Consider the following 17,966-nt stretch of genomic DNA (forward strand, 5'->3'; position numbering starts at 1 on the left):
TTACAAGTGTAAAATGGGCGGATAGATTTTCATTGCTCATTTACTATTTGTTAAGCCGGGCAGTTTGTGTTCTCTTTTTTTGTATTCGTATGTGTAAAGATTCACAAACTTTTTGGCTGAAATTGGTTAAGAAGGAAATCTTGCGGGGATGGGAATATATTTTCCCGAAAAAATCAGCAGAATTGCTTATTGTAAAGGAGAATTGGAAATGTCAGAAACTACCACTCAAAATATGTCTGAACAAGCGAAAGTTTTAACAGCCAGCCAAGAGAAGCTTGATGTACTGGATCAGCTTTTAAAACCAGAGGTTCAGGAATCATTGACAGCATTAGTCGATCAGCTTCCAAAATTAACTGAACTAGTCGGTATTCTTACAAAGTCCTATGACTTTGCTCAAAGTGTAGCAACTGATGATGTTCTTAAAAGTGATACAGTAGGCGCCATTACAGAAATGGCTGAACCAGTGATCCACACTGCAAAGAATCTTGCGGCTACAGCTATTGAAGCAAAAGACCGTGCAGATGCAAGCAATGAAGTAATCGGTGTGTTCGGATTGCTTAAATTGCTTAAGGATCCTCAGGCACAAAAGATGTTCCGTTTTGTAAATGCATTTCTTCAGGTTTCATCTGAACGCGACAACTTAAAATAATTTATTGTTACAATAATCAGTAAGGACGGGGGATATATTATGTCAAAGAAAATTGTCATCTTAGGTGCAGGTTACGGCGGACTGCTATCTGCTTTAACACTGCGCAAATATATGGATAAATCTCAAGCACAGGTTACAGTGGTCAACCAATACCCTACACACCAAATTATCACTGAGCTGCACCGCCTTGCAGCCGGAAGCATTTCTGAGCAGGCTGTTGCTATGCCTCTTGAGAAATTGTTCAAAGGAAAAGACATTGATCTTAAAATTGCAAAGGTTGACTCTTTCTCTGTCGATAAGAAGGAAGTTAAACTAAGCGATGGATCTGTACTTTCTTATGATGCACTTGTAGTGGGTCTTGGAAGCATTACTGCTTACTTCGGCATTCCTGGACTTGAAGAAAACAGCATGGTTCTTAAATCTGCTGCAGATGCAGTGAAAATCCAGCGTCATGTGGAAGATCGCATCCGTGAATATGCAAAAACGAAGAATGAAGCAGATGCTACTATCCTAATCGGCGGCGGCGGATTGACTGGTGTTGAATTAGTCGGCGAAATCGCTGATAAAATGCCTAAAATCGCTAAAAGCTATGGAGTCAATCCAAAGGAAATCAAACTGCTGATTGTTGAAGCTGGCCCTAAAATTCTTCCTGTTCTTCCAGATCATTTGATTGAACGTGCAACTGCAAGCCTTGAAGCACGCGGAGTTACTTTCTTGACAGGCCTTCCTGTTACAAACGTAGAAGGAAATACTGTTGACTTGAAAGATGGCCAAAAAATTGTAACCAACACATTTGTATGGACTGGCGGAGTACAAGGAAATCCTCTTGTGGGCCAATCCGGACTTGAAGTGAACCGCGGACGTGCGACAGTCAATGATTTCCTTCAATCTACATCACATAATGATGTATTCATTGCTGGAGACAGTGCGGTATACTTTGCTGCAGATGGACGTCCGTTCCCGCCGACTGCACAAATCGCATGGCAAATGGGCGAACTGATCGGTTATAACCTATTCGCATTCCTTGAAGGAAAAGAATTTGAGCAATTCAGCCCGATTAATTCCGGAACACTTGCTAGCCTAGGACGCAAAGATGCTGTTGCCACAATCGGTGCAAATTCTACACCCCTTAAGGGCCTTCCCGCAACACTAATGAAGGAAGCAAGCAATGTGCGTTATTTAACTCACATTAAAGGATTGTTCAGCTTAGCTTATTAATAAAACGCTGATATAATATGTAAAGCCCTGATCCACATGGTTCTATACCTGATGTGGCAGGGCTTTTTTGTTTATTATAGTAGGTGAAAACAGGGCTGGCACATAATAAGATAAGAAAAAATGGAGCTCCATATAATGGAACTCCAAGCTTCAAAAAAATTATAGCTTAGAAATTGCCGTAAAAGCCTGCATCTCCGTAGAAACCTGCATTTCCATAGAAACCTTCGTTACGGCCGCATCCGCATCTGTGTCTTCTTCTTCTGCATCTGTCACATCTATTTTCTTCCATATGAAAATGACATTCACATTTGTGGTGTTCCATTTTATGTTTCTCCTCTTTATGTTTCTCCTCTTTCTGAAAACTCACAAAAGTGCTGCAGCATGAATTTAATGCATTAGTGTTACGCAAAGTATTTTCCCCTTTTCCTTTATAGATTGTACCTGCAAGCTATAGTGGAAGCATGACCGGGATTTCCAGACCCGGACAAGCAATTCTTGCTGGTACAGGTTGTTTACATTACATATATATGGTTTTGTATTTTTTTTGTCTCAGCTTGTACCCTAATTTTATATAAAAAAGAATAATTTTAAGAAGAGCTGTTTCTGCCAGCCCAATTTCTCCTGCTGCAGCCAAGGTATTCGTTAAACTTTCCTAATATGTAAAATTCATACTTTTATCAACGTAATACAAAAATGGATAAAAAGCCTATCCAATTTTTACACGATTGTCCCATACCAATTCCCGCCTGTCAGCATTATATACATAGAAAGCATTAACAAATGCTAAATTTTAAAAGGGGATGACAATTAATGGGATACATTTCTAAATCATATGGCGGCGACGACTCTTACAGAGAAGTTAAGCACGAAGAGTGCGGCTGCGAACATCATCATCATCATCACAGAGATTGCAGGGATGACGAAGGACGCAGACTGGTTGACTTCGAATTTTCTCAGCAAAACGGCACTGCGACAATTATAGCGCCAGCAGCAACTACTGTAGAACAGACGATTGCTCAAATCAGATTTGGTGATGTGTGCAGCGGTGACTTAGTATTTTTGACAGGATCAACTACTATCACGGTACCTGCTGCAGTAACTGGTACATCTTTACCGGCAGCCGTTTCTGTAATTATCCGCAGATCCTTTAGGTTCCAAAACCCGGCACAAGGTACGATTATTTACGCAGAATCTCTTCCTACACCGGTTGTTGCCGGTACTACTTTCTTGCCGATTGACCATGTTGATGTATTAAGCGGCGGAGATGATGGTGTAGTCTACACCCTATCAGTAAGTGTAACTGGCGGAACTTCACCTTCAACTGTCACTGTAACAAACACTACTTTCACTGGTGCACAATACAGATAAGATGTAATCAAATTTTGATCTGGATGTATTTATACTCCAGATCTTTTCATTCAATTTAGATTCTTTTTAAAGGAGGGGAGCATATGAATCATGAGGATAAATGCAAGAATGAAGAAAAAAATCTATTAACTGAATTTCAGGGAAGTGAAAGCTTTCCATCACGTTTTCCGATAGGGAATTTTTCAATAATTGCCAGTGAACGAATTTGCCGCGATAATGATGGAAGAGCATTACTTTCAGCTACGATTAACTGGCAGCCAAGGGGAACATTTACGTTTACAGGTATAAGGTTCCCAAACGCAGTTCCATTTCTATTTTCCTTGCCAGTCGTTTTCAGGATTTGGCGTGGGAGCCCTGAGATTCCTGGAAACATCCCAATCTATTCAACAACAGATACGAGCCCGATTTTTACCTTTAATGTATTAGGAACAGGAGCAGCAGGAGTCACATTAGTAGGAGGAGTATTAACACTAGGAACAGTTGTCGTATCGTTTAGCTCAGTAACCACCAGCTTTGAATTTATTGATGACTTAACAAGAAATCAGGGCGAAGGCGGCGGAGATGAAATTGAATACTTCTTAACATTCGAAGTTGAAGCTGACGTTCAGGCTGCATTAGCCATACCAGCACCAGCAGGATCAGGAATCACTACAATTCCTATTACACCTGATTATGTATTTACAGTCGCGAAAATCAGTGATTAAATATAACCTTGTCTGTAATGGCTCCTGATTTTATCAGGGGCTTTCTTGTTTTTATACGTAGCTAACATTTATATAGGCCGGGCTGAATATTGAGTGAACAAGAGTTTAATGCACGATATGCATTTTCTATGTAAAAAGGACCTAATTGTTAAATTAAGGTCCTTTTTGAATGTGTATTATGATTTTGCCGGCATTTTTGCTTTGAAATGGTACGGAAGCATATCGTCTTTGATGCTTTCGAATTTATAGCCATTCTTTTGCAGGTAGCCAAGAAGTTTTGGGAGGTATTGATATGTGCTTGGTTTTTCATGCATTAATATGACATTTGGGATCGTTTTAAAATTATGTTCTTTTAATTGTTTTTCGACATTGCTGACATATTGCCCATTCCGGCACTGCCAGTCCTCACTGTCAATCGACCAGTCCCAAAGCTTAAATCCATTTTGCTGAACCGCCTTCATATATGCGGGCTTCATGTAAGGGGAGGACCCATATGGAGTACGTATCAAATGGGTAGTAACACCTGTTACTGCTCTAAGAGTCTTTTGATCCTCTTTCATCTCTGCGACTACCGTCTCTTTCGATCTATAGATAAGACGGGCATTGTGGGAAACACCATGCAGACCTAAAGAATGCCCTCTTTTATGCATTTCCCTTACAATATTTTGATTTTTTTTTATGTTTGGCTCCAATAAAAAGAAGGTAGCTTTTGCGTGATAATGATCCAATATTTTTAACAGCTTCATAGAATGCTGATCCGGCCCGTCATCGAATGTTAAATAAACGGTCTTTGAACCGCCATAATCCTCTATTGAGGGCTTAAGCCTTACCTGCTGGGAAGAGGGGCTGATTGGATATAAAGCAGCCGGAAGTTTTTCTTTTTTTACAATGTGATCGTTTATAAAATCCCGTTTTGCTGCATCTGTTTTTTTGTTTTCGCTGGCAATTGCTTCATTATCATATGTCTCATAATTTGCTGCTCCAAATATGCCAATAATGCCGGCTGCAAGAATACTGGCTTTGACCCATTTTCTTGGTTTTAATTTCGTTTTCATAGTACTATCACCCTTTGTGTAGAAACATGTCTATCTCTATCATATCTTGTCAGTGATAGGAAATCACTAAAAAAATACTAAAATTTTCAACATAATGATATATGAGGGCCGAAAGATAGATATTGTAAAAATGAAAGAGTAATGGAGATATTTACAGGAAAAAATCGATTAATATGTGCAGGGAAACATGGCTTCCGGAATTATTAGCCACTCAAGGAAATACAACTTTTTTCTCTAACATAACACTGGTCTTTTTGCATGTATCTCCATCCTCATATACTTCCTTTTTGTGGATTTTTCCATTGTAATTGTCCCGGTAAGATAAATGGCATTCATCATGCTAAAGTTCTGTTTTTCAAAACACGGGTTTTCTTCCTTTAATTTAGGGAAAAGACTCCGGTATTGTATGAATTAGAAGGGGGCAGAAGGAGAGAAGAAAGACAGCAGTGAAAAGGAGAGTGAATATATGAAACTGGTAAAATTACTGATAACTGCATTTACATTCGTTTTATGCATAAGTTATACTCTTAATTCCGCAGATGCATCTCAGCTTGTCAAAGGATCAAGAGGGCATCATGTATTGCAGCTGCAAAAAGAACTGAAGCACCTTGGCTATTTTCACTCAGCACCAACTGGATATTATGGAACGATCACAGCAAGAGCAGTCAAAAGCTTTCAGCATGACTTCCGTATCGAAGCGGTCGGATTTGTAGGGCCAAGGACTGCGCGGAAGCTAGCGGACATATATATGGCGGCACATACGGTTTACGGGGAAGCACGGGGGGAAAGCTATAAGGGCCAAGTTGCCGTAGCTGCAGTCATCTTGAATCGTGTACAGTCCAGCAAGTTTCCAAATACATTACATGGGGTCATTCATCAAAAAAATGCATTCTCCGCTGTGCAAGACGGCCAATATACTTTGCAGCCTGACTCAACGGCCTACCGTGCTGTAAAAGCTGCCTACAGGGGATGGGATCCGACATATGGATCTCTGTATTATTATAATCCCCGCATCACGACAAGTAAGTGGATTTATACACGGCCGATTACATATAAACTGGGTCATCATCAATTTGCCCGGTAATTAAGCTTCTGCAGTTCAACAACTAATTTTAAAAGTAAATCAGGCAAAAACTGCGCCATGAACCAATTTAATGGTAAATGAGTGAAATCGGTTGCAATTTTGCTGTACTATCATATAGAATAAACCTACGATAAATAGGCAGAGGGGTAATGATGATGGAAGCAGCAAAAATCGGTGACGCAATTTTATTCAATAAAAAAGTAAAAGGAATAGTCGAGAAAGTAAACGAAAACTCAGTAATTGTTAATATTACAGAAAATAAAACGGATGCCGAATATATCGGGAACAAGACAGTGGTATCTCATAAAAATTATAAAATCATTTCCAAATCATAAATTTGTCATGCTAATCAATAGGGCGCCCCGGCAGTAATTCATGCCAGGGCGCTTTTTGTGCGAATGGATATGAAAATAAAGTTCAGCCGTCATGAGAAGGGATTGAGGGGGATTGCTTTGTTATTAAACATTGTTTTTTTTTAGGATTAAAAAAAACGGAATGGAATGTACAAGCATCTTGTTAAAACAGTCATATTATATGAAAGGACTTCTCCTCAATTGGGATTGGAAGGGAGGGATGGGCATCATTCCTTTTTATGATAACAAAGCAGAAAAACGGGAAGAAAGCAGTGATTTTTTAACCGGCGAGGAAATAGAATCTATCAAAAAGTGGGTAGAGATACTGCGGCAATATCAATTTTTCCCAATCAGTAACATTGTAGAAGCTGCACGCTTGACAATGGATCTTAAGTATCCTTTTTTAGGACATGGTTTCAATAGGATGGTATTTGACCTGGAAAACGGATTTGTGCTCAAAATTGCTTTCTCCGATATAGGCCTGAGAAGTATACAGCAGGAATATGAACTTTACAGAGGTTGCCCGAAAGATGTTAAACATTTGCTATGTGAAGTGAAAGAGCAGGGGCATGGTTGGATTATTATGAAAAAAATGATGATAAAACCTTCAGCGGATATCAAAACGTCCTATAAAATTCTTGACCTGTACATGGAATTCTTAAAGCATGGTATCATTCCAGGAGATCTGCGTTTGGGAAATGTCGCTATTTCCGAGTCTTCAGAGGAGGATTTGGTTGTGCTGGATTATGGGTTATTTTTTATGCCTTTTAAAAAACCCTTTTTCCAGTAGCACCAGCAAGCAGCATTATAGCTAGACAGAAATAAGGCCGGAGTATACCGGCCTTATTTGCTGACAGCATTCACGCTATATCCTTCAAGTGTAATATGATGTCCGCTCATATACTTGGCAGCAGTCTTTCCTGTATATCTTAAGTGCCACGGCTCATATTTATAGCCTGTAATTGCTTCTTTTCCTTTTGGGTAGCGGATGATAAAACCATAATCTTCCGCGTGCATCACAAGCCATTTTGCTTCTTTCGTATTCCCGAAGCAATCCTGGGCGGCGCATTTGCCATTTCCGCCTGTGACATCAATGGCAAGACCGGTTTCATGTTCGCTTGTTCCAGGAAGGGCACTATAAGTTCTGGCTTTTTCATAGCCATCTTTTTTAACATAATAGTTAAACAATCCAACCTGTGTGGAGTGAGATCTGTAAGCAGAGACACCTAAAAGGTTAACATGCTGCTTTTTTGCACCGGCAAATAGCTTGCTTAGAGCTAATGATGCTTCTTTTCTCATTTTTCGTTTTTCGGTCTTTTCCTTAAAAATAAAAGGAACTGATGTGAATACTAAATCCTTTGGTGTATAGGTGTCTGGCAGCTTGTTATTTTTGTTTACTAAAACAGAAATGCTATCCGGTTTAGAGGCAACATGTATGGCATTGCCCTTGCCTGCTGACGTGGAAATATACTTCCCGGAAGCATACCCGGTTTGGCCGCTGTAAATCAGTTTATACCAGCCATTACTTTTCGTTCCTTTAATGTTTAATAAGGTGCCCTTTTTTACAGTTCCAAGTTTCTTATAAGAAGTGGAAGGGCCTGTACGGATGTTCAAATTTGCAGCGGCCGTATAATGAAGTTCTTCCGCATTTGCTGCATTGCCTGGAAAAACGTATTTTCCCCCTAAACCGAACAGCATTGTAAATGCAATCATGAGTGCAGTTCCAGCAGGCAAAAACTTTTTCCAACGCACTTTGTTTATATTCATATTTTCAATCCTTCCCCAATGACAGTCTATTACTATTATCATCTTACTCTACCAAAAGCCTGTTTGCATCCTATTAAACTTTAATACATAAATTAATGAAGAACTCTTTTAAAATTTGCACACTGCCCTGGTAGAGGATTTTTAAGGGAGAAGCCTATCAGAGCTGTTAACTTTCCAGACAGGAAGTGAATCTTGACTATCATATAGGGACAATTTACAGTCATGTCATATGAATGGATTATAATTGGGGAATTGTCAAAAAAATAGCCCCTTAACCAAACAAATGGCAAGGGGCTATTCGATGAGGAAGTAATTATACTTAAGAGGACACTATTTATTGTACCCTTTAATGAATGATCTCAACTCTCATTATTACTTCACTTTACATCCGGCTTGATTAAAGGGTTTTAATATTTTTGGATGGCACATTGAAATAGATTTTGAATACCTTGACCATATAATATTTTTTCTGCCAATCAAGCGTATAGTGCCTTACTCAACAATGACTTACTATTAGTGGTCCTTGTTATGGTTCTTGGGCGGATTAACATACTTTCCGTGCACCTTCACGCCAACTCCCTGGTCATACACCATCTTTCCTCCAAAATACCCCACAGAAAGAATACCGGCTGCACACAAAACCGATAAAATGGTGCTTATAGCAAGCCATTGCCGGACCATGGCCTTGCTTTTTATCCTGAAGAAAACCCTGTATGCTAAAATGAAAAAAGCTAAAAAAGTCGTTAAAGTCGCTAAGTTATCATGATAGTGAAAAATATCCGTATTTCCTCTGGCATCGTGGCCAGGCCCGGTACCTATGGCAATCCATGCGCTCAGGAAAGCTGCAAGCCAAATCCAGTTTCCTTTTGGCGCGGCTTTCTTATGCAAGATAGCGAAGAATAAATCGTATAAAGCTGCCAGTAAAATGATGACAATAGGAAAGTGAACGACGATAGGATGAATATGTGCGAAAACTTCATTTACCATATTTTTAATCTTCCTTTACTATAGATTGATGTCAGTATAGGCTAATGAAATTAGAATTCCATTAGAAAAAAGAATCTTTTTGATTTCAGCTACTATGTGAATTCTTATTTATTTTAATCATTCTAATCAAATTTAAATCTTTATTGTCTAAAATAGAGAATAGTTTTCCAAAAAAGGATATGGTGAAGGAGGAAGGTGAACGTCATGCACATATTAGTTGTGGAAGATGATAAGGCACTTCAGAATATCATAGCGAAGATATTGGCGGAAGAGGCATATGATGTGGATCAATCTGAAAGCGGCGATGAAGGATTATTAATGGCAAGGACAGGTGTTTATGATTTAATGATTGTAGACCTAATGCTTCCCGGTCTGGATGGCATCTCTCTTATTAAGCAGATCCGTATGGGAGGAATGAATATACCAGCATTAATACTAACTGCAAAAGATACGATTGAAGATAAAGTAAAAGGGCTTGATGTCGGGGCAGATGACTATCTTGTAAAGCCGTTTGCCACTGAAGAGTTTTTGGCGCGGGTGAGATCTGTTCTCCGCCGGGCTGGAAAAATCGGTTTGGAAGGAAAAATGGCATACGCAGGAATTATGCTCGACATTACTCAGCAGCAGGCCAGCATTACTGGAGAACCGCTTAAACTGACAAAAAAGGAATTTGAATTATTGAGTTATCTTATGCAAAATCGTGAGCAAATATTAATCCGTGACCAGATATACGATCGGATTTGGGGAATAGAATCAAAGGCTGGCGAAACAATTGTAGATGTTTATATCCATTATTTGCGGAAAAAATTAGCACCATTCGGATTTGAGGAGCTTATACAGACGGTGCGCGGTGTTGGGTATATGCTGTCGGAGGGATGATATGTTTCAAAAGACCCGAATAAGACTGGTTTTATTAAATTCAGCTGTATTTATATGTATTATCTGCCTGTTTGGAGCTGTGCTTTACTTTTATATGCAATGGCGTCTGGAAAAACAAGTCGATAAAACGATTCAGGATGTGGCTCGCCACATGAAACACGAGCATCTTCATGATATGGGGGAATTCCTAAATCCAGAAAATAATGAAGAAAACCATCGGCTCGTATATCTGTTTTTAGGAAAAAATAGTGAAATCCGAAAAGAGATGCCCGAAAATCTGATTGCTGAAGGAGATTTATCAAAGCTAAAAAGTGAAGCAAAATCAAGTATTCCAAAAACGGCAAAAAGCGGCGGGCTTGAATACCGTTCATTCAGTATACTGGTTAACAAAAATATAAAATTGAACGGAACTTCTGTATTTATTAAGAGGATTCAGCTTGTTTATAATATGGGACGAGAGAGGGAAATGCTGTCTCATTTGCTTACGGTAATTGGGTTCGGAGTTATCATAAGTGCAGCGGCAGCTATACTTGCAGGCTTATTCCTTGCAAATAAAGCACTGGTTCCCATTCAGTCCGCATGGAATAAACAAACACAATTCGCTGCAGACGCATCACATGAATTGCGCACCCCCTTAGCTGTCATGAAGCTTAATTTAGAAAGGTTATTCCGGCATCCAAAAAGCAGCATTGAACAGGAGAGCGAGAGCATATCCCAGGCGATTGGCGAAATAAAATATATGAGCAAAATGATTTCCGATCTTTTGATTTTAGCCGGATCAGACTCCAATCAGCTTGAACTGAACGTGGCAAGGGTAAATCTCGATGAATTGCTGAATAAAGCGGTACAAAACTTTTCTGAGCTGGCAGCTTTAAAAGAAATTAAAGTAGAATCAAACATTTCCTGCCATATTGATATTTCAGGTGATGAAGAAAGGCTTTATCAATTATTGATGATCCTTTTGGATAATGCATTGAAATATACGGAGGAAAAAGGATGCATTTCTGTGGGATGCTATGTAAAAGGATCTGCAGCCCATATTTCTGTTGCTGATACAGGAGCGGGAATATCAGCAGATGATCTGCCATTAATTTTTGAACGTTTTTACCGTGGAGATAAAGCAAGGACAAGAGAGTATGAGGGGACTGGCCTAGGATTGTCAATCGCCAAGTGGATTATCGAGGCGCATGGAGGCAGGATCCGGGCTGTCAGTGAATTGGGGAAAGGAAGCGAATTCCTCCTTCAGCTGCCTTTAAGCAAAAGGTAACCTCTTATATGCTGCACTATTAGATATGTATTTATTGATTTCAAGGTAAATTATGTGAATTATTTGTATCTGGAAATTTCGGTCCCGCCTTTATTAAATTAAGGCGGGGCTTTTTTGTTGTTTAAAAGGTTTTAATTTTAATGATGTTTCTTAAAAACTTGAATTTATATCAAGGTAAATTTTCTAAAGAAATTCAAATGTTCACTTTTTATAATGAACAATGAATTGATTATGGAGGCGAAAACTATGGCAAAATTAAATAACAAAATGATTACATTATGCTCAGCTGCAGTTGGTGCCATTTATCTTGCTGGGTATTCAGCGACTGAACAAACAACAGACATGGCTATACCGCATCAGGCTCAAGAAATACAGAAACTGGATCAAGGAGGAAAGAATGTAAAACAAGATCTCAATAATGCAAAAAAGCAAAAGCAATCTGACAATATCCCTGAACATAAAGCTGTCATTTATCAGCCGAAAATGTATAAAAATGGAACTTTTTACGGAACAGGAACTACCAGGATTGGTACTGTGGAAGTAGCTGTTACCACAAAGCACGATAAAATTACTTCTGTCGAAATAACAAAATGCGATACTCATTATTCTCAGTCTAAAATAGACGGATTGCCCGAGCAGGCTTTGAAGAGGCAAAGCAGCAGGGTGGATTTGGTATCCGGTGCTACCCTAAGCTCAGAAGATTTCCAGTGGGCCGTTGAAGAGGCACTTCAGCAGGCAAGAATATAATAAATGGTGACAAGAGGAGTGCAAATTTTGAAAAAGAAAATCGAGAGAAAGCTAATAGCTATGGATACCGTCATCAGCCTTACAGTGGTATCTTCAAAAAGCGAAAAAGACATACAAAAAAGTTTATCCCGTGTTTTTGATATTTTTCATAATATCGAAAGCAGCTGCAGCCGTTTCGATCCCGATAGCGAGCTTAGGCTTCTTTCATCATCAACCGGAAATCCCGTCAAGGTAAGTGATATTCTATTTCAGGCCATTCTTTTTTCAGTTGAGTTATCTAAAGCAACGAACGGCGCTTTTGACATCACAGTGGGAAATGCCCTTGAGAAGCAGGGATTTAATAAAAACTATTTAACAGGAGAAATAAATAGCTCGGACTTTAGGGCAGGACTGAATGTAAGCTATAAGGATGTATTGATAGATGAAAAGAAGCAAACGGTGATGCTCACAAAACCCCTTATCCTTGATTTAGGGGCTGTTGCGAAGGGGTTGGCCGTAGATTTAGCACGAAGAGAGCTGGATGAATTTGAGGGATTCTGCATAAATGCAGGAGGAGATATCTTTGCAAAAGGGGTAAATGGAATCGGAACACCCTGGAAAGTGGGGATACAGCACCCCTTGGATTCTATGCAGATCTTATGTAAATTGAAAATCTCGGATTGCGCTGTTTGTACATCAGGCAGTTATGAAAGAAAAAGTAAAAAAAATAATAGAGTTCATCATCTTTTCGATCCAGTGAAACAGATATCCAGCAATGAAATTTTGAGCTGTACAGCCATTTCTCCATTCGCCATGCTCTCGGATGCTTTGTCAACAGCAGCCTTCATCCTGGGACCCGAAAAAGGCTTAATCCTTTTGGAGGAACACGGAGCAGAAGGAATCATGATAACTCCTGCATTGGAATTGAAAGTAACAAGCGGAATAGAGAGGTATTACTATGAATAATTTGAAATATACACACATGGAAAACAGAAAAGAAAATTCTTTTACTAGAATGGCCTATCGCCACCCTGAATATAAGAAAAAGAAAAACAAATTTCAAAGATTCATAAACACTCCTAAAGGCTATCTTATAATGATCTTAATTGTCTTATTTGCTGCCGGCATTTGGGGCAGCAGCCTTAGACAAGGACTAATAAATACTTGTTCTGCTATGATGGCAGCTGTCTTGGCCGATTTAGCTTTTGCAAAGCTGAAAAAAAGGCAGAAATTCAAGGTAGATGGTGGCATCATTTCCGCTTTAATTCTTTCAATGGTCCTGAGCACGGAGGTGCCTTGGTATGAGGTGATCATTATTACCTTTATCAGCATACTATCAAAGCACCTGATTGTTTTAAATAAAAAACCCATTTTTAATCCTGCTGCCTTTGGGCTTTTTGCGTCGATTATATTATTTTCAAGCGGTCACAGCTGGTGGGGAGGCATGTCATTGGTTTCTCCATGGCTCCTTCTCCTTGTTATGATAGGCGGATTCGCAGTAACGGAAAAAGTGAACAAATTCCCGCAGGTTCTTACGTTTCTTGGTGTTTATTTTTTATTTTTTGCACTAATAAACCTGTTTCATTTGAAAATGACAGGAGAAGTCTTCCGTCCGCCATTTATAAATTCAACTCTATTTTTGGCCTTTTTTATGATTACAGATCCTCCAACTTCACCTGCAAAATATAAAGATCAAATCATCTTTGGGTTTATGGCGGCAGCAGTCAGTATAGCAGCTTATTTGGAGATTGGAGGATTAACATATCTTCTGGACGGATTATTGCTGGCAAACATATGGAAAGCGCTGGCAGTCCCAAAAAGAAAAAAGCTTCACAGAATAAATAGATAATATAAACATACAGCCTTGTTATATATGTTATTATTTCCTCATTTATGACTATCACTAGAGAGGAAAACATATTTGATTGCAGAAGCGGGATACAAAAAAACCATATCCCATAAATAGCAGGGGATATGGCTTTTTTATTTCATCCGCCAGGCTGTTTGGCATCCTGCTGTGTAACCAACAGGCCAATCCACAATATGCTTTAAGGATTTTTCAGCGGCATTAGGATAAGCAGGTCAGGATTCTATCATAATAATTTTTCGCCAAGCAAAGATCCCATTAATGCTACTGCAGCCATGGCTGTTTTATTTTTTTCATCCAGGATCGGATTGACTTCAACGAATTCGGCTGAGGTAATGATGTTTGCTTCTGCAAGCATTTCCATCGCCAAGTGGCTCTCCCGGTAACTGATACCGCCCATCACCGGAGTTCCTACACCCGGTGCATCAAGAGGATCTAATCCATCCAGATCAAGGGAAAGATGAACGCTGTCTGTCCTTTCCTTAAGGTAAGCGATGGTTTCTTCCATTACCTTTGTCATGCCAAGCCTGTCTATTTCATGCATTGTATATACTTTGATTCCTTTATTTTTGATTAATTCTTTTTCACCTTCGTCCAGTGAACGTGCACCAATGATTACAACATTTTCAGGTTTGATTTTCGGTGAGAACCCGCCAATGTCTGTCAGTGAAGGATGGCCAATCCCAAGGCTTGCAGCAAGCGGCATGCCATGAATATTACCGGACGGGGAAGTCTCGGCTGTGTTTAGATCTCCATGTGCATCATACCAGATCACTCCAAGGTTAGGATAGTGCTTGGCAGTTCCTGCAAGGGTGCCGATCGCAATGCTGTGGTCGCCGCCCAGCACCAGCGGAAATTCGCCTCTTTCTATGGCACTATAAACTTCCTCTGCAAGGATGCTGCTTCTATCTGCCACTAATTCAAGGTTGCGCATTTTAGTGTCGGGATCAATGACCACCTCTGGCCTTCCGACAGGTATATCGCCATTATCGCGTACTTCAAGGTTCAAGTTCTGCAATCTTTCAACGATTCCTGCATAACGGATGGCGCTTGGCCCCATATCAACACCCCGCCTCATTTGTCCCAAATCCATCGGCATTCCTATAATGGTAACCTTCTTATTCATATATATCTCTCCAAATCTATGTATAGTAGTCTATCTTTTCTGAAGGAGATAGATCCTATCAGACAATCATTTGCTTTTTTGTTTTAAGCTGCAATTCAACCTCAATTTTAGTTTGCTGTTTTTTTATTTTAATAAAATAAATGATGTAGCATGCAAGCATGAATGGGATTCCGCAATATAGTGCCATGCGCTGTTCTGCATCAAAAGCGAGGCTGATCATGACAATACTGTTTAAAATAAGACCTAAAAGCGGAAGGAGCGGGTAAAAAGGTGTTTTGAATTTCAGATCCTCAGCTCGTCCGCCCTGACGCAGGAACTTTCTGCGGAACATCAGCTGTGAAGCTGTAATGGAAATCCAGCCCACTTGTGCTCCAAGACCTGCCAGTGATAATAGCCAAACATAAACTGTTCCAGGCGTCACTACACTAGACAGCAGTGAAAGGCATGCCACACCTAAAGTAAGAAGAAGCGAGTTCATCGGAATGCCCTTCCGGTTGACTTTGCCGAGCAAAGGTGAAGCCATTCCCTCTTTAGCCAAAGAAAACAGCATGCGTGATGCGGCATACATTCCTGAATTTGCTACAGACAATAGTGCAGTAAGAATTACAAAATTCATTATATCTGCAGCATAAGGGATACCCATACTGTCAAATACAACTACGAATGGACTATTAATTACTCCTGCTTTTTTCCAGGGAATCAGCCCGGCCAGCACAAAGATAGCCAGAACAAAGAAAAACAATGTTCTCCATACAGTCTGCCTGATTGAACGTGGAATCGTCTTCTCGGGATTTTCGCTTTCACCTGCTGCAATGCCAATCAACTCGGTTCCTTGAAAGGAGAAATTAACTGAAATCATGGTAACTAACAGAATGGCAAAACCATTAGGGAAGAGACCGTCTTTAAAGAAATTGCCGAGCATTGGGGCAGGCTGCCCGCCCTTCATTTCAATGAATCCGAACATGGCAGCTCCCCCGAGGATGATGAACATGATAATGGCAAATACCTTAATGCTTGCAAACCAGAATTCCGCTTCACCAAACGCTTTTGCCGATAGCGCATTTAATGCGAAAAGAACAGCCGCAAATAAAGCACACCATATCCACACAGGAGAACCAGGAAACCACCTTTGCATAAGCTGTCCCGCAGACAGAAATTCCACCGCCACAGTTACAGCCCAGCCAAGCCAGTATAGCCAGCCGACCGTAAATCCGGTTGCAGGACCAATGAATTTGGTTGTATATGTCTGGAAAGAACCCGATACCGGCATTGCCACTGAAAGCTCTCCGAGGCATAACATTGTCAAAAACATAATAAATCCTCCGACTAGATAGGAGAGTATTGCACCAGCTGGCCCTGCCTGATTGATTGTATATCCTGTACTTAGAAAGAAGCCTGTCCCAATAACCCCGCCGAGAGAGATCATAAAGAGGTGCCTGGACTTCATGGTCCGTTTCAGTTCATTATTTTGACTGTATTCAGGGTTCATGATATCTCTCCTTAAACCTTTGCGTAAACGCTTCCAATGGGTGTTTTCATTATATTCTAAAATCTTTGAACAAGAAAGGGAAATATAATATATTCATATAACGAATGAGCTGTTGCTAATTCGCGCTAAAAAGATTACCGGAAGCATCAAAATGACTGCTCCGGAATCATGTGGGCTGAATATTTAATAGTGCATTTTCATAAGGAAGAAAACAGTTTATGAAAGAACCTTTCTGATTTTTTCGATCGCCCAATCAAGGTCTTCTTTAGATATCATTAAAGGAGGGGCAAATCGGATCACCGTATCATGAGTTTCTTTGCATAATAGGCCTTCATTCTTAAGCAGTTCACAATATGGTCTCGCTGCTTCAGACAATTCCACTCCGATAAATAGTCCTCTGCCGCGAACATCCTTGATTTTTGGATTTTTTATTTGTGATAATTCATCCATAAAGTAGTTTCCGAGTTCAAAAGAACGTTCAGCAAGTTTTTCTTCCTCCAATACCTGCAAGGAAGCGATTGATACCGCACAGGCGAGCGGGTTGCCGCCAAATGTTGAGCCATGTGAACCCGGGTTGAATACATCTAGAATCTCTTTATTTGCTGCTACACAAGAAATAGGGAATACTCCGCCGCCAAGAGCTTTCCCAAGAATGTACATATCTGGTGTAACATCATCCCATTCACAGGCAAAGGTCTTTCCAGACCGGCCCAATCCTGATTGAATTTCATCTGCTATAAATAATACATTGTTATCTTTGCATAACTCCAAAGCCTGCTTCAGGAAACCTTTAGGCGGAATGACTATGCCAGCTTCTCCCTGGATAGGCTCAATTAGAAATGCAGCAGTGTCAGGGGTGATGGCTGACTTTAATGCTTCCAAATCACCATAAGGGATTATTTTGATTCCGGGAAGCATCGGACCGAAGCCGCGTTTATATTCAGGATCAGATGAAAGGGAAACAGCTGTCATTGTCCTACCGTGGAAATTACCTTCACAAACAATCACTTCAGCACGGTTTTCAGTAACACCCTTCCTGTCATAAGCCCAGCGCCTTGCAGCTTTAAAAGCAGTTTCAACAGCTTCCGCGCCTGTATTCATGGGCAGAATCATTTCCTTGCCGGTTAATTTTGATACAGCTTCATAAAAAGGTGCGAGCTGGTCGTTATGAAAGGCTCTTGAGGTTAAAGTGATCCGGTCAGCCTGATCCTTCAATGCCTGTATGATTTTAGGGTGTCTGTGGCCTTGGTTTACGGCAGAATAGGCACTAAGCATATCCATATATTTATTGCCTTCCGGATCCTGAACCCAAACGCCCTCTGCCTGTGATATAACGATTGGAAGCGGATGGTAGTTATTCGCGCCATAATGGATTGTTTTCTCAATGATTTCCTGTGATTTTGTAATGATCGTCATTTGTAAGCCTC

General features: G+C 40.1%; 19 protein-coding genes. 12 read left to right on the plus strand and 7 right to left on the minus strand.

What is annotated here, in order from left to right; genetic code table 11:
- The first annotated feature begins 208 nt into the window (after positions 1-208).
- Positions 209-649, plus strand: a complete 441-nt coding sequence (locus BIV59_RS19505; protein WP_071353162.1) for a helical membrane plugin domain-containing protein — start codon at positions 209-211, stop codon at positions 647-649.
- Between the two features lie 39 nt (positions 650-688).
- Positions 689-1,867 carry an NAD(P)/FAD-dependent oxidoreductase gene (locus tag BIV59_RS19510; RefSeq protein ID WP_071353131.1) on the plus strand — a complete coding sequence of 393 codons (1,179 nt, stop codon included), beginning with the start codon at positions 689-691 and terminating at the stop codon, positions 1,865-1,867.
- A 159-nt stretch (positions 1,868-2,026) separates the two neighbouring features.
- On the opposite strand, the gene BIV59_RS23825 is transcribed toward BIV59_RS19510, so the two are convergent.
- A complete protein-coding gene (locus BIV59_RS23825; protein WP_170846200.1) occupies positions 2,027-2,173 on the minus strand; it encodes a hypothetical protein in 147 nt (48 codons plus the stop codon).
- Between the two features lie 504 nt (positions 2,174-2,677).
- Here BIV59_RS23825 and BIV59_RS19515 point away from each other — a divergent pair.
- Together BIV59_RS19515 and BIV59_RS19520 are read left to right on the plus strand one after the other, a co-directional pair.
- On the plus strand, positions 2,678-3,235 hold the full coding sequence (locus BIV59_RS19515) for a hypothetical protein (RefSeq protein ID WP_071353132.1): 558 nt from the start codon (positions 2,678-2,680) through the stop codon (positions 3,233-3,235).
- Positions 3,236-3,318: 83 nt separating this feature from the next.
- Complete coding sequence (locus BIV59_RS19520) at positions 3,319-3,939, plus strand: hypothetical protein (RefSeq protein WP_071353133.1); 621 nt, start codon at positions 3,319-3,321, stop codon at positions 3,937-3,939.
- Between the two features lie 176 nt (positions 3,940-4,115).
- Here the strand turns inward: BIV59_RS19520 and BIV59_RS19525 are convergent, their stop codons facing one another.
- Positions 4,116-4,994, minus strand: a complete 879-nt coding sequence (locus BIV59_RS19525; RefSeq protein WP_071353134.1) for a polysaccharide deacetylase family protein — start codon at positions 4,992-4,994, stop codon at positions 4,116-4,118.
- 466 nt (positions 4,995-5,460) lie between these two features.
- Between BIV59_RS19525 and BIV59_RS19530 the strand changes: the two genes are divergently transcribed.
- The 3 genes from BIV59_RS19530 to BIV59_RS19540 all read left to right on the plus strand — a co-directional run bounded on the left by BIV59_RS19530 (position 5,461) and on the right by BIV59_RS19540 (position 7,221).
- Positions 5,461-6,078 (plus strand): cell wall hydrolase, encoded by a 618-nt coding sequence (locus BIV59_RS19530; RefSeq protein WP_071353135.1) that lies wholly within the window; start codon positions 5,461-5,463, stop codon positions 6,076-6,078.
- A 155-nt stretch (positions 6,079-6,233) separates the two neighbouring features.
- Entirely contained in the window at positions 6,234-6,413 is a 180-nt protein-coding gene (locus BIV59_RS19535; protein ID WP_071353136.1) for a DUF2187 family protein, read from the plus strand.
- A gap of 238 nt (positions 6,414-6,651) precedes the next feature.
- Entirely contained in the window at positions 6,652-7,221 is a 570-nt protein-coding gene (locus BIV59_RS19540) for a hypothetical protein (protein WP_170846201.1), read from the plus strand.
- Between the two features lie 53 nt (positions 7,222-7,274).
- On the opposite strand, the gene BIV59_RS23000 is transcribed toward BIV59_RS19540, so the two are convergent.
- Positions 7,275-8,198: a D-alanyl-D-alanine carboxypeptidase family protein gene (locus BIV59_RS23000; protein ID WP_240501953.1), complete on the minus strand. Its 924-nt coding sequence runs from the start codon at positions 8,196-8,198 to the stop codon at positions 7,275-7,277.
- A gap of 513 nt (positions 8,199-8,711) precedes the next feature.
- Positions 8,712-9,185 (minus strand): DUF2231 domain-containing protein, encoded by a 474-nt coding sequence (locus tag BIV59_RS19550; RefSeq protein WP_071353138.1) that lies wholly within the window; start codon positions 9,183-9,185, stop codon positions 8,712-8,714.
- A 204-nt stretch (positions 9,186-9,389) separates the two neighbouring features.
- Between BIV59_RS19550 and BIV59_RS19555 the strand changes: the two genes are divergently transcribed.
- From BIV59_RS19555 to BIV59_RS19575, 5 genes are all read left to right on the plus strand, one after another.
- Complete coding sequence (locus tag BIV59_RS19555) at positions 9,390-10,064, plus strand: response regulator transcription factor (RefSeq protein ID WP_071353139.1); 675 nt, start codon at positions 9,390-9,392, stop codon at positions 10,062-10,064.
- A gap of 1 nt (position 10,065) precedes the next feature.
- Positions 10,066-11,331, plus strand: a complete 1,266-nt coding sequence (locus BIV59_RS19560) for a sensor histidine kinase (protein WP_071353140.1) — start codon at positions 10,066-10,068, stop codon at positions 11,329-11,331.
- A gap of 246 nt (positions 11,332-11,577) precedes the next feature.
- Positions 11,578-12,078 carry an FMN-binding protein gene (locus BIV59_RS19565; protein ID WP_071353141.1) on the plus strand — a complete coding sequence of 167 codons (501 nt, stop codon included), beginning with the start codon at positions 11,578-11,580 and terminating at the stop codon, positions 12,076-12,078.
- Positions 12,079-12,096: 18 nt separating this feature from the next.
- Positions 12,097-13,023, plus strand: coding sequence for an FAD:protein FMN transferase (locus BIV59_RS19570; RefSeq protein WP_240501954.1), 927 nt, complete (start codon positions 12,097-12,099; stop codon positions 13,021-13,023).
- Positions 13,016-13,906 (plus strand): RnfABCDGE type electron transport complex subunit D, encoded by an 891-nt coding sequence (locus BIV59_RS19575; protein ID WP_083392272.1) that lies wholly within the window; start codon positions 13,016-13,018, stop codon positions 13,904-13,906. Before BIV59_RS19570 ends, BIV59_RS19575 begins: the two co-directional genes overlap by 8 nt.
- Before the next feature lie 244 nt (positions 13,907-14,150).
- Here BIV59_RS19575 and rocF read toward each other — a convergent pair whose 3' ends face one another.
- From rocF to BIV59_RS19590, 3 genes are all read right to left on the minus strand, one after another.
- Positions 14,151-15,050 carry an arginase gene (gene rocF / locus BIV59_RS19580; RefSeq protein ID WP_071353143.1) on the minus strand — a complete coding sequence of 300 codons (900 nt, stop codon included), beginning with the start codon at positions 15,048-15,050 and terminating at the stop codon, positions 14,151-14,153.
- Positions 15,051-15,108: 58 nt separating this feature from the next.
- The gene (locus tag BIV59_RS19585) at positions 15,109-16,539 is read right to left on the minus strand and encodes an amino acid permease (protein ID WP_071353144.1); all 1,431 of its coding nucleotides are present in this window, start codon (positions 16,537-16,539) and stop codon (positions 15,109-15,111) included.
- 216 nt (positions 16,540-16,755) lie between these two features.
- Entirely contained in the window at positions 16,756-17,955 is a 1,200-nt protein-coding gene (locus BIV59_RS19590; protein WP_071353145.1) for an ornithine--oxo-acid transaminase, read from the minus strand.
- Positions 17,956-17,966: the final 11 nt, after the last annotated feature.

Source organism: Bacillus sp. MUM 13, assembly GCF_001866725.1.
Lineage (GTDB): Bacteria > Bacillota > Bacilli > Bacillales > DSM-1321 > Peribacillus.

Excerpts from the sequence above, each read along its gene's own strand:
- BIV59_RS19505 (WP_071353162.1), top strand. The coding sequence starts at position 209 with ATGTCAGAAACTACCACTCAAAATATGTCTGAACAAGCGAAAGTTTTA.
- BIV59_RS19510 (WP_071353131.1), top strand. The coding sequence starts at position 689 with ATGTCAAAGAAAATTGTCATCTTAGGTGCAGGTTACGGCGGACTGCTA.
- BIV59_RS19515 (WP_071353132.1), top strand. The coding sequence starts at position 2,678 with ATGGGATACATTTCTAAATCATATGGCGGCGACGACTCTTACAGAGAA.
- BIV59_RS19520 (WP_071353133.1), top strand. The coding sequence starts at position 3,319 with ATGAATCATGAGGATAAATGCAAGAATGAAGAAAAAAATCTATTAACT.
- BIV59_RS19525 (WP_071353134.1), bottom strand. The coding sequence starts at position 4,994 with ATGAAAACGAAATTAAAACCAAGAAAATGGGTCAAAGCCAGTATTCTT.
- BIV59_RS19530 (WP_071353135.1), top strand. The coding sequence starts at position 5,461 with ATGAAACTGGTAAAATTACTGATAACTGCATTTACATTCGTTTTATGC.
- BIV59_RS19535 (WP_071353136.1), top strand. The coding sequence starts at position 6,234 with ATGGAAGCAGCAAAAATCGGTGACGCAATTTTATTCAATAAAAAAGTA.
- BIV59_RS19540 (WP_170846201.1), top strand. The coding sequence starts at position 6,652 with ATGGGCATCATTCCTTTTTATGATAACAAAGCAGAAAAACGGGAAGAA.
- BIV59_RS23000 (WP_240501953.1), bottom strand. The coding sequence starts at position 8,198 with ATGAATATAAACAAAGTGCGTTGGAAAAAGTTTTTGCCTGCTGGAACT.
- BIV59_RS19550 (WP_071353138.1), bottom strand. The coding sequence starts at position 9,185 with ATGGTAAATGAAGTTTTCGCACATATTCATCCTATCGTCGTTCACTTT.
- BIV59_RS19555 (WP_071353139.1), top strand. The coding sequence starts at position 9,390 with ATGCACATATTAGTTGTGGAAGATGATAAGGCACTTCAGAATATCATA.
- BIV59_RS19560 (WP_071353140.1), top strand. The coding sequence starts at position 10,066 with ATGTTTCAAAAGACCCGAATAAGACTGGTTTTATTAAATTCAGCTGTA.
- BIV59_RS19565 (WP_071353141.1), top strand. The coding sequence starts at position 11,578 with ATGGCAAAATTAAATAACAAAATGATTACATTATGCTCAGCTGCAGTT.
- BIV59_RS19575 (WP_083392272.1), top strand. The coding sequence starts at position 13,016 with ATGAATAATTTGAAATATACACACATGGAAAACAGAAAAGAAAATTCT.
- rocF (WP_071353143.1), bottom strand. The coding sequence starts at position 15,050 with ATGAATAAGAAGGTTACCATTATAGGAATGCCGATGGATTTGGGACAA.
- BIV59_RS19585 (WP_071353144.1), bottom strand. The coding sequence starts at position 16,539 with ATGAACCCTGAATACAGTCAAAATAATGAACTGAAACGGACCATGAAG.
- BIV59_RS19590 (WP_071353145.1), bottom strand. The coding sequence starts at position 17,955 with ATGACGATCATTACAAAATCACAGGAAATCATTGAGAAAACAATCCAT.